Source organism: Nocardiopsis prasina DSM 43845 (genome assembly GCF_000341265.1).
Classification (GTDB): domain Bacteria; phylum Actinomycetota; class Actinomycetes; order Streptosporangiales; family Streptosporangiaceae; genus Nocardiopsis; species Nocardiopsis prasina.
In genome coordinates this window covers 24214-35572 of sequence record NZ_ANAE01000091.1, presented here as the reverse complement: position 1 = coordinate 35572, position 11359 = coordinate 24214, and the positions used below count along the sequence as shown (strand labels likewise).

Here is an 11359-nt window from a genome sequence, read left to right as displayed (position 1 = left end):
GGGTGGCCCCGCCACGGCAACTGGGACCGCGCCGCCAACGACCTGGGGGTGCACCGCAACAGCGTGCGCTACCGGATCGGCGGGATCGAGCGGGACCTGGGCGTGGACCTCACCGACGCCGAACAGCGCATGCGCCTGTGGTTCGCCCTCACCCGCCACACCGAGGGCGATCGCGACCCCGCCGTCCGTAGGCACTGATAGCAGAGGCCTCTCATCCCGTGGGGTGGCTGGCCGCTTCCGGCCACGACCGCTCCCTCTTCGACGGTTCGGCCGACTCGGGGGACGAAGCTCCTCTCCGCAGAGTGACCATGGTGAACAGCGGGGCGCAACTGGCGGCGGACCCCGCAGGAATCGGAAGGTGCTGTCCGAAACACCCTCCGAATAGAACGCGTCTCCCGGTTCCGTTGGCCCTGCCCGACCCGAACCAGGAAACTGGGGATCTCCTTGACGAACCTGAGGACCTGGGGGCCACCATGAACGGCTTTTCGCAGCGGATCGGCTCCCGGGCCGCGGGTGGGTGCGGTTCGGTCGGGCACGGCGCCCCACCCGACGGACGGAGTCGTGTCGCCTGGGGCCTGCTCCGTGGCGGGACCACACTGCGTCGGAGTCCACTGTGAACGGGCGGGGTCAGTCCCTGGGCCGTGGCCAGGGCGTGCGCCTCCCCTCGCTGGACACCGCGCTCCCCTCCGGGGCGAACGCGCGCGAACACGCGGTCCTGCTCCGACGCGCCCACGACGCGCGGCTCACCGGACGGCCCACACCGGCACCGCTGCGCCCCGTGATCGAGGACTCCTGGGGGCGCATGCGCCAGTTCGGCATCGATCCGGACAGCGCGCCGCCGCCCAAGGTGGTCCGGCTGGACGAACTCCAGCGCTTGCGGGACGCCTCACCGATCTCCGAGGTGCTCCCGCTGATCCGCCGCTCCCTGGTGTCGGTGGCCGACGAGGCCGAGCACATCATGCTGGTGACGGACGCCGCCGGACAGGTGCTGTGGAGGGAGGGCTCCCGCCGGATGCGCGCGATCAGCGACAGGGTCGGGCTGGTGGAGGGCTCCTACTGGAACGAGGGGAGCGTGGGCACCAACGCCATCGGCACCGCGCTCGTGGTGGGGCGGCCTCTCCAGGTCTACTCCGCCGAGCACTACGTGCGCAGCCTGCACGCCCTCACCTGTGCCTGCGCCCCCGTACACGACCCCCGGGACGGGCGCCTGCTCGGAGCCATCGACGTGACCGGACCCGTCTCCACCGTCCACCCCTCCACCCTGGCCCTGGTCAGCGCGGTCGCCCAGTTGGCGGAGGCACACCTCCAGGGCCTGCACCACGGCCACCTCGAGCGGCTGCGCTCGGTGGCCGCGCCGCTGCTGGCCGGTCTCACCCGCCCGGCGCTGGTGGTGGACGACACCGGGTGGACGGCGGCCGCCGTCCACATGGAGCCGGTCCGACGGGTGCTGCTCCCCAAGCACTGCGAGACCGGGACCGCCTGGCTTCCGGCGCTGGGGGAGTGCGCCCTGGAGCCCCTGCCCGGGGGCTGGCTGATCCGGCCCAGCCCGGGGGAGCGGACCGTGCCCTCCACCGTCACCCTGGACCTGTCCCGTCCCGCCGCCACCGTGACGGTGGCCGGGGACAGCGGGGAGTGGTCCCAGCGCCTGTCGCCGCGCCACACCGAACTCCTCCTCCTGCTGGCCGTGCACCGTGACGGACGCTCCGGGGTGCAGCTGTCGCACGACGTGTTCGGCTCCGGCCAACACGTGGTGACCGTGCGGGCCGAACTCTCCCGGGTGCGGCGCAACCTGGGCGGGGTGATAGAGAGCCGCCCCTACCGCTTCTCCGACGACGTGCGGGTCCGCGTGCTCACTCCGGAGCCGCCGGTGGACCTGCTGCCCGGATCGTCCGCCCCGGGAGTACGGGAACTACGGGAGCGCGTGCGCAGGGAGGACCTGTTCGATCGCTCTGGGCGATGAGGTCGCAACCTGTTGCAACCGTTGCCGGCGACGCGTGAATCGGGTCAACTGTTACCGCGCGGCCCGCTCACCGGTGGGCGGCCTCCGGGCAAGAGAGGGCACGGCGGGCTGTCCACCGGTGCGGGACGCGTCCGCGTCCTTCGCGCCTTGAGGGGGGTGACGGGGGCTGACAGCGGACGCGCCCACGGGCTGGTGCCCCGTGAGTATCGGGGGAGACTCCGGGGCCACCGCGCACACGACGGTACGGCCCAGGGATGTGTGCATCCCTGGGCCGTGCCTTCACGCGTCATGGGGGCGTGCGAGCTAATCCTCGTCGGCGGGCGGCTCGGCCCCCTCGGGCGGCCCGGAGGCCGCAGCGTCCTTCTCCGGCGGCTGCGCGTTGGCGGGCGAGCACTGGAAGCAGTCCATCGTGAAGACCTCCTCCTCACCGACCAGACCGGTGAAGGCCCCGTGCAGGCTGTCGTCGCCGACCTCTCTTTCGGCGAGCGCCTCGATCAGCAGACGGCCCTGGAAGCGGATCTGTTCCCCGTCCCGGCTCTGACCGGTGCACCGCACCTCCAGGCGGCCCCCGCGCGCCCGCTGCCCCGGCGCGCCCTCGGCGCCCGGGGAGGCGGAGGGCTCCTCCGCGCCGCCCGCCGTGACCGCGTCCTCGGCCAGGTCCTCGGAGGGTTCGGCGGACGGGCCGCCCTCGGGGACGGCGGTGCAGTCCAGGGGCGCGGCCACGGGATGGCCCTTGCGGGCGAAGGCGCGCTCGGCTCCGGGGCGCAGGACCGACACGGACAGGGCGTCGGCTGCTCGCTCCAGCTCCAGCAGGGCGGCGTCGGGGCTCTGCTCCGGTGCCTCGTCGGCGGTGCACGAGGTGAGCGGTGCGCACAGCAGCAGTGCCAGTGAAGCGGTGACGGTGGTCGAGCGGACTCCCATGACTTCCCCCTGGGGTCGTGGCGCCGTGTCCGGCGCACTGGTCCACCGAACCAATGTCGCTGATGTGGAGAAAGTGGCCTATGTCCCACTCGGGTGGCAAGGGTGAAAAGTGCGTCATGTTCGAGTCATCCCTGTGTGAGTCGGAACACGCGAGTGGGTACCGTGCCGGGGAGACCACGCAACCGCCCGGCGGGAGCACGTGCTTGAAAGGGGAGGCCACACCCGGCTCGAACCCGCAGACGCCGCCGCTGGGCTAGACTCGGGACATTTCCCGAACCGTGTTCCACCACGGTTCACTCCAGCCGAACGCCGCACCGTCACGCACCCCACGGCCCCGAGGCCACCGGGGACCAACGGTGAACCAACGGGTCGTCCCCGGCGTCGAACCAGGGATCAACGACGATCCCCGGATCGTCCCGCACCGACGGCCCACAGACCGTCCTTCCTTCGGAGGTGGATCGTGTCCGCTGACCACCGAGAGCAGCAGCCCAGCCAACAGGGTTCGCGTATCGACCCGCACGTCGGCCGCTACGCACACCGAGCACAGGGCATGGTCGCATCGGAGGTCAGGGCACTCTTCGCGGTCGCCTCACGGCCGGAGATCGTCTCCCTCGCGGGCGGTATGCCCAACGTGGCCGCCCTGCCCCTCGAACAGCTCGGCGACCTCGTCAAGGACGTCGTCTCCGAGGAGGGCGCCACCGCGCTCCAGTACGGCTCCGCCCAGGGCGACCCGGTCCTGCGCGAACAGATCTGCGAGTACATGACGCTGGAGGGCGTCCAGGCCAGCCCCGACGACGTCATCGTCACGGTCGGCTCCCAGCAGGCCCTGGACCTGATCACCCGGGTCTTCGTCGACCCCGGCGACGTCGTCCTCACCGAGGCCCCCACCTACGTCACCGCGATCAACACCTTCGCCGCCTTCCAGGCCGACATCCGCCACGTGGGCATGGACGACCAGGGCGTCATTCCCGAGGAGCTGGAGGAGGCGCTGGTCCGCGCCGAGCTGGACGGGCGGCCGGTCAAGTTCTTCTACACGGTCCCCAACTTCCAGAACCCCGCCGGGATCACCATGAGCGCCGAGCGCCGCGCCCGGGTCATGGAGACCTGTGAGCGCCACGACGTGCTCGTGGTCGAGGACAACCCGTACGGCCTGCTCCGCTACGACGGCGAGCCCGAGCCCACCCTGTACTCCCAGGGCAGCGGCAACGTCATCTACCTCGGCTCGTTCTCCAAGACACTCTCCCCGGGCCTGCGCATCGGCTGGGCCCTGGCTCCGGCCGCCGTGCGCGCCAAACTGGTCCTGGCCGCCGAGTCGGCGATGCTCAGCCACTCCACGTTCAACCAGCTCGTGGTGCGCCGCTACCTGAGGACCTTCCCCTGGAAGGAGCAGATCAAGGCGTTCAACTCCATGTACAGCGAGCGCCGTGACGCGATGCTCGGCTCCCTGGAGGCGATGATGCCCGCCGGTTGCACGTGGACCCGCCCCGAAGGCGGGTTCTTCGTGTGGGCCACCCTGCCCGAGGGCATCGACGCCAAGGCCATGCTGCCGCGCGCGGTCAACGAGCGCGTGGCCTACGTGCCCGGCACCGGCTTCTACGCCGACGGACGCGGCCGGGACAGCATGCGCCTGAGCTTCTGCTACCCCACCCCCGAACAGATCCGCGAGGGCGTCCGCCGCCTCGTGACCGCGATCGAGGGTGAGATCGACCTGCGCGACACCTTCGGTCCCGCGATCGCCACGCCCACCGAAGGCAGCCAGGCACCCACCCCTGACCTGCCCTGACATCCTCTCGTAAGGGCACAGCACCATGACAGCACAGAAGGAGGTCCGCGCCGTGGCCGACCTTGACCGGGTCCTCGTCCTCGCCGGAGGCCTGTCCCCCGAACACGAGGTGAGCGTCCACTCCGGCCGCAGCGTCGCCGAGGCCCTGCGCCGACTCGACGTCGAGGTCCAGGTCGCCGACGTCGACTCCGGACTGTTGGACCGGCTCGCCGCCGACCCGCCCCAGGTGGTCTTCCCCGTCCTGCACGGCGCCGCCGGCGAGGACGGCGCGATCCGCGAGGTCCTGGAACTGGTCGGCGTGCCCTACGTGGGCGCCCGGCCCGACGCCTGCCGCCTGGCCTACACCAAGCCCGCGGCCAAGGCCCTGCTCGCCGAGAAGGGCGTGCGGGTGCCGCGCGGCGCGACCCTGCCCAAGTCGGCCTTCCACGACCTGGGCGCCCCGGCGCTACTCGACCGCCNGCCCCGCCCTGCCGCTGTTCGTCAAGCCGGACCGCGGCGGCTCGGCCTTCGGCGCGACCCCCGTCACCTCGGTCAACGAGCTGTCGACCGCCCTGGTGTCCTGCTTCGCCTACAGCGACTCCGCGCTCGTGGAGGAGCAGGTCCAGGGCACCGAGTTGGCCATCGGCGTCCTCGACACCGGTGACGGCCCCGTGGCCCTGCCCCCGGTGGAGATCGTCCCGGACGGCGGGGTCTACGACTACGCCGCGCGCTACACCGCCGGTCGCACCGAGTTCTTCTGCCCGGCGCGGTTGGACGAGGACGTGGTCGCCGCCGCCACCGAGGTGGCGCTGACCGCCCACCGCACCCTGGGGTTGCGCGACTTCTCCCGGACCGACCTCATCGTGGACGCCGACGGTGAGGCCACCTTCCTGGAGACCAACGTCGCCCCCGGACTGACCGAGACCTCCACGTTCCCGATGGCGGCGGCCGCCGCAGGGCTGGACTTCGCGGTGGTGTGCCGCGAGCTCGCCCACCGGGCGCTCCTGCGCGGGTAGCCTCAGCGTACGGATCCACCCCTGGGCCCCGCCGGAGCAGTCCGGCGGGGCCCACGGTCGGTCACCCGGGTCGCATCGGGAGCCGCCGTCCGCGTGGTGGGCGCGGCGGGCCGAGACGGGGCCGACCTGGGGTGCTTGATACATCTGAGACGCCGATGGTGCCGGTGGTTTGGGGTCCTCCGACCGGGCTGGGTCCAACAGAAGAGGAACCCCGGGCGAAAGCGGATCAGTGCAGGCGAAGAGAGAGACGGGTCGTACCGGGCGGAGCCGAGGTGAGGGTACCGCTGTCCCCCACAACGACCTCGGCGCAGGGGTCTTCGGACTCGGCGCCGTGCACTCCGACCAAGAGGACCTTCCACCCCTGATCGGGAACGGTATCGGTTTCCACGGTGATCCTGTCCTTCGAACGCTCGACGTGAAAGATCGCTGCGGCCGAGCCGTCGGCGGCCGGTACGACCACGGGGGAGCCGGCGTGCGGGGCCGTGTCACCGGCGCCGTACACCTGCAGGGTCAGTCCGTCGGTGTAGTCGTAGTCGGGGCGGTGGTCCACCGCCCCGACGGGTAGCACCGCGTGGGGCCGGACGAGCAGGGGCAGGGAGTCGAACCCGTGGACTTCGCGGCGCCACACCGGGCCTCGCACGGTCTCGCCCGTGAGCAGACTGGTCCACACCCCCTCGGGGACGTAGTACTCGACGGAGCCGTCCGGACTCAGGACCGGAGCGACCAGGAGGTCGTCTCCCAGCATGTACTGCGTGTCGAGGTGATGGCAGGTCGGGTCGTCGGGGAACTCCAGAAGCATCGCGCGCATCATGGGTACACCCTGCCGGTGGGCCTGCACCGCGGCTCCGAACAGATAGGGCATGAGACCGCACTTCAGTCGGGTGAACAAGCGGGCGATCTCGGTCGCCTCGTCGTCGAAACTCCACGGCACCCGGTAGGAGCGGCTGCCGTGCAGCCTGCTGTGTGAGGAGAGCAGACCGAACGCGAGCCATCGTTTGAACAGCGCGGAGTCGGGAGTGCCCTCGAAACCGCCGATGTCGTGGCTCCAGAACCCGAACCCCGACAACCCCAGGGAGAGGCCGCCTCGCAGGCTCTCCGCCATGGCCTCGAACGTCGAGGCGCAGTCACCGCCCCAGTGCACCGGGAAGCTCTGGCCGCCCGCTGTCGCGGAGCGCGCGAAGAGGACAGCCTCGCCCTCCCCCCGTTCACGGAGCAGTAGATCGAACACCGTCGCGTTGTAGAGCTGCGCGTAGTAGTTGTGCATGCCCTCCGGGTCGGAGCCGTCCGACCAGACGACATCAGTCGGAACCCGTTCGCCGAAGTCGGTCTTGAAGCAGTCCACACCCATGTCCAGCAGGGGTTTGAGCTTGTCGGCGTACCAGGTGCGGGCGTCCGGGGACGTGAAGTCGACCAGCGCCATCCCCGCCTGCCACTTGTCCCACTGCCACACGGTCCCGTCCGGCCGCAGGACCAGGTGCCCCAGCCGGGAGCCCTCCTCGAACAGCGCCGACCGCTGGGCGATGTAGGGGTTGATCCAGACACACGTGCGCAGCCCGCGAGCCTTGAGCCGGGAGAGCATACCGACGGGGTCGGGGAAGACCTCCGGATCCCATTCGAAGTCGCACCAGTGGAACTCGCGCATCCAGAAACAGTCGAAGTGGAACACGCTGAGCGGGACGTCACGCTCCGCCATGCCGTCGACGAACTGGTTCACCGTGTCCTCGTCGTAGGAGGTGGTGAACGAGGTGGACAACCACAGCCCGAACGACCACGGAGGAGGTAGCGCGGGGCGGCCGGTGAGCGCGGTGTATCTGTCCAGGATCTCTTTGGGGCTCGACCCGTGGACGACGTAGTACGTCAGGGAGTGGTCCTCGATGCTGAACTGCACACGGCCCACTGACTCCGAGCCGACCTCGAACGACACCGGGCCGGAGTGTGCCACGAACACCCCGTAACCCCGGTTGGTCAGGTAGAAGGGCACGTTCTTGTAGGCCTGCTCGCTGCTGGTGCCGCCGTCGGCCTGCCAGATGTCCACGGTCTGGCCGTTGCGCACGAACGGGGTGAAGCGCTCCCCCAGCCCGTAGGTCAGCTCACGGATCCCCAGTGACAGCTGACCGAGCATGTGGTGGGCACCGGCCGCGTCCTCCACGAAGCCGATGCCCTTGGCGTCGACACTGGTCAGCGCTGTCTCTCCCGCGCGGAAGTCCATCCGCCAGGGGCCGTCGGTGCTCACTCGCAGTGTCAGGTCCGCGCTGGTCAACTCGATCGCGGAGCCGTCCCGCGTGACCGTCGGGGCGACATCCGGGGCGGTGTGCACGTCGAACGTCGGCGCACGTCGGACCGAACCGGCCAGGTGCGTGGTTCGGACACCGATCACGCCGGGAGCGGGAGACCAGCAGTCGACCGTGACCAGCGCCGTGTTCAGCGTGTCCCCCCGGTGTCCGATCGGACGTACGGGAGCGTAGAGGGTGAACTGGTCGTCGTGCACCGCGACGTCGCGCGCCTCATGGGCGTAGTACGCGCGGACGCCCTCCCTCATCTGCCAGAAACCATCGGTGAATTTCATGGGTGGTCTACCCCTCTCGTCTTGCTCTCGATTCGCGGGTTCTGAGGAGGGCCGGTCACTTGATGGATCCGCCGGAGATCCCGGCCGCGACGTATTTCTGCGCGACGATCAGGAGTATCGCCGCGGGTATGGAGGAGAGGACGGCCACGGCCATGACCGCGCCCCAGTCGCCGACGTGCGCGCCGATGTACTCGTAGATGCCGAGCGTCACCGGCTTCACCGCGTCAGTGGTGTTCAAGGTCAACGCGAAGAGGAAGTCCGACCACGCGAACAGGAAGGTGAACAGGCCGCCGGTGATCAGTGCGTTGCGGCTCATCGGCAGCACGATCGATACCAGGACGCGCAGCTGCCCGCCGCCGTCGATCCTTCCCGCCTCGAGCACTTCTTCGGGGATGGACACCATGAACGCGCGCAGGAGGATGATGGTGAAGGGGATACCCAGGGACGCGTCCGCCAGGATCAGCCCGAGGTAGGAGTTGACCAGCTCCAGCTCGACATAGGCGTTGTACAGCGCGTTCGCCACGACGATGCCCGGAATCATCTGGGTGATCAGGGTGGCGAACACGACCGTGTCCGCACCCCGCAGCCGGAAGCGCGCCAGGGCGTAGGCGGCCGGAGTGGCCACGGTGAGGCAGACGGCGACCGCGCCGAGCGCCACCAGGATCGAAGTGAGCAGGTTGCCCGCCTGGGACTCCCAGGCTCGCTGGAAGTTACCTGGATCGAAGGTCCGCGGGAACCAGGAGAGGTCGGCCATCCCGGTACCCGGTTGCAGCGCCGTGTTGACCATCCAGTACAGCGGGAAGAGCAGGACCGCCAGGATGAGGACCCCGAAGACCGCGCTCGCGGCGTCCCGGCGGGCCCTGCGTGTCATGCGTGGTCGGCGGGGCCGTGAAGCGGAGTTCGGTGTGGTGCCCCGCCCGGTCGGGCCTGCGGGGTCGCGGGACCCGGGGGCAGCGCTCTGCGGTATGGCGCTCATCGGGCGACACCTCCACGGTTGGCACGCAGGTAGATCGCCGCGAACACCATGCTGATGACGATCAGGACGTTACCGACGACGGCGCCTTGACCGAAGTCGAGCTGAAGGAAGGACAGCTGGTAGGTGAGTGTGCCCAGTGTCTCCGTGGAGTGCGCGGGTCCGCCGTTGGTGAGCGCCAGGACCAGGTCCAGGATTTTCACCGTCGACATGAAGCCCAACACCAGAACCACGGTCACGACGGGCCGCAGCATGGGCAGGGTCACGCTGAAGAAGGTCCGGAACGGGCCCGCCCCGTCCAGTACGGCAGCCTCCCCCAGTTCGGACGGGATCTCCTGAAGGCCGCCGTAGAGGATCACCATGTTGAAGGGGATACCGATCCAGATGTTGACCAGCACAACCGAGAGCAGTGCGTAGTCGGGGCTGCTCAACCACGGAACTGCCGACGACGTGAGGTGTAGAGCCTGGAGCGACTCGTTCAGTACACCGGACTCTTGGTCGAGGATCCGTCGCCAGACGGTGCCGGCCACCACCATGGGGATCAGCCACGGCAGGAGTAGGAGGGACCGCATGAGCCCGGACAGTGGGAACCGGCGGCTGAAGAAGACGGCGAGGGCCATGCCGATACTGAACTGGCCTGCCAGGGATCCGAGCGTGAACAACAGGGTGTGCCACAGGGACGCGGTGAACAGCTCGTTGGCGAAGACGAGTCGCCAGTTCTCCAGACCGTTGAACGGCGACTCTCCCGTGAAGTATGTGGCGAACGAGTAGTCCTGGAAGCTCATCACCACGTTGCGGATCAGCGGATACCCGAAGAACAGCAGCATGTACAGGAGAGCGGGGGTGATGAACAGCCACTTCATGAGGGTCCGGCTCCGCAGCGGCCCCTTGGCCGCGGGCATCGTCATGAGCGGCCCCCCGACGCCGCCTCGACCTGTGCCTGCGCCCTGACCATCGCGTCCCGAGGGGTCGCCGAGCCCGTGAGCGCCGCGTGCAGTGCGGTGCCGATGGCCTGGGAGTGGGTGTTCCACTCGGTGCCGACCTTCTCGGTCCTGCTGCGCGCGCTGGCCACCTGGTCCACAAACGGTGCCAGGGACGGAACCTCTTCGCGGTACTGTTCAGCCGCCTCAGGGGCGACGGGCACATTGCTGCCCTTGGTCGACCAGTCCAGCTGTGCCTCCGGTGTGGTCAGGCACGCCACGAGTTCGGCGGCGACACGTTCGCGTTCGCGGTCACGGTCGTCGCCGTTGACCGGCACGGTGTAGGCCTCTCCGCCGAGGGGTGCCACCGAGGTGTCCCCTTCTTCGGGAACAGGGATCTCCACTACTGCCCATTCGAGATCGGGGTGCTCCCGCAGGACCGGCATCTGCCAGGGGCCGTTCACCATCATTGCCGCGTTGCCCGCGATGAACTGGTCGTTGACGTCGGCCTGGGTCCAGTTGACCACCGACGGGGACACCGATCCGTCGTGGAGCAGTGAGGCGACGTACTCGAGCGCCTCCACCGACTCCGGCGAGTCGAGCTCCCTCTCGTCGCCGCCGTTGGACCACAGCCACGGGAGGAACTGGTAGACACCGTCCTCGGTGGACAGGGCACTGATGCCGAGGCCGTAGCGGCCCCCCTCGGTCAGCTCGGCGGCGGCGACCCGCAGCTCCTCCCAGGTCCGCGGTGGCTCGATGCCCGCCTCCGAGAGGACGGCGGTGTTGTAGAAGAGACCGATGGAGTTCACTGATCGGGCCGCGCCGTAGTAGACGCCCTCGTGGCTGCCGAAGGTGAGTGCGCTCTCGGACAGGTTCTCGGTGGACAGGCCGAGGTCCTCCAACGGGACCAGACCGCCGGCTTCCGCGAACTGCGGTAGGTCCGAACCGTCCAGGGAGATGACATCGGGCAGGGAGTCCGAGGAGGCCATTCTCAGCGCCTTGGGGACGAGCTGGTCGGCGGGCACGCTGAGCTGGTGCACGGAGACGCCGGCCTGGTCACCGCAGGCGTCCATGACCTCCTGGTCCCAGGTGTGGTAGGGCTCGTCGGTGCCCGAGTTCATGATCGTGTAGACGTTCGGGTCGCGCTCGGCGGTGCAGCCGACGCCCACCAGGGTGAGCGCTATGGCGCAGGCGACCGTGGACGCCGCTCGGGGCGGATGGCAGGAGTATGTGTGCATGGG

8 protein-coding genes and 1 pseudogene are annotated in these 11359 nt (G+C 69.6%); 4 read left to right on the top strand and 5 right to left on the bottom strand.

Translation table 11 applies throughout. The features are described from left to right. The coding region (locus tag D452_RS0107075; RefSeq protein ID WP_017543454.1) for a helix-turn-helix domain-containing protein at positions 1 to 198 on the top strand (198 nt) is incomplete at its 5' end. Positions 199 to 613: 415 nt separating this feature from the next. Further along, positions 614 to 1960 carry a GAF domain-containing protein gene (locus D452_RS0107070; protein ID WP_017543453.1) on the top strand — a complete coding sequence of 449 codons (1347 nt, stop codon included), beginning with the start codon at positions 614 to 616 and terminating at the stop codon, positions 1958 to 1960. Positions 1961 to 2263: 303 nt separating this feature from the next. Here D452_RS0107070 and D452_RS0107065 read toward each other — a convergent pair whose 3' ends face one another. Further along, complete coding sequence (locus D452_RS0107065) at positions 2264 to 2881, bottom strand: hypothetical protein (protein WP_017543452.1); 618 nt, start codon at positions 2879 to 2881, stop codon at positions 2264 to 2266. Positions 2882 to 3431: 550 nt separating this feature from the next. Between D452_RS0107065 and D452_RS0107060 the strand changes: the two genes are divergently transcribed. Both D452_RS0107060 and D452_RS27845 read left to right on the top strand, forming a co-directional pair. Next, positions 3432 to 4664 (top strand): aminotransferase-like domain-containing protein, encoded by a 1233-nt coding sequence (locus tag D452_RS0107060; RefSeq protein WP_017543451.1) that lies wholly within the window; start codon positions 3432 to 3434, stop codon positions 4662 to 4664. 52 nt (positions 4665 to 4716) lie between these two features. Continuing rightward, positions 4717 to 5659, top strand: a pseudogene (locus D452_RS27845) (D-alanine--D-alanine ligase family protein). A 226-nt stretch (positions 5660 to 5885) separates the two neighbouring features. On the opposite strand, the gene yicI reads toward D452_RS27845, so the two are convergent. The 4 genes from yicI to D452_RS0107035 form a co-directional block, all read right to left on the bottom strand. Beyond that, on the bottom strand, positions 5886 to 8225 hold the full coding sequence (gene yicI, locus D452_RS0107050; protein ID WP_026129049.1) for an alpha-xylosidase: 2340 nt from the start codon (positions 8223 to 8225) through the stop codon (positions 5886 to 5888). 55 nt (positions 8226 to 8280) lie between these two features. Continuing rightward, complete coding sequence (locus D452_RS0107045) at positions 8281 to 9096, bottom strand: carbohydrate ABC transporter permease (RefSeq protein WP_017543449.1); 816 nt, start codon at positions 9094 to 9096, stop codon at positions 8281 to 8283. A gap of 101 nt (positions 9097 to 9197) precedes the next feature. Continuing rightward, positions 9198 to 10106 (bottom strand): carbohydrate ABC transporter permease, encoded by a 909-nt coding sequence (locus D452_RS0107040; protein ID WP_017543448.1) that lies wholly within the window; start codon positions 10104 to 10106, stop codon positions 9198 to 9200. Further along, positions 10103 to 11356, bottom strand: coding sequence for a sugar ABC transporter substrate-binding protein (locus D452_RS0107035; protein ID WP_026129047.1), 1254 nt, complete (start codon positions 11354 to 11356; stop codon positions 10103 to 10105). Before D452_RS0107035 ends, D452_RS0107040 begins: the two co-directional genes overlap by 4 nt. Between the last annotated feature and the right edge of the window lie 3 nt (positions 11357 to 11359).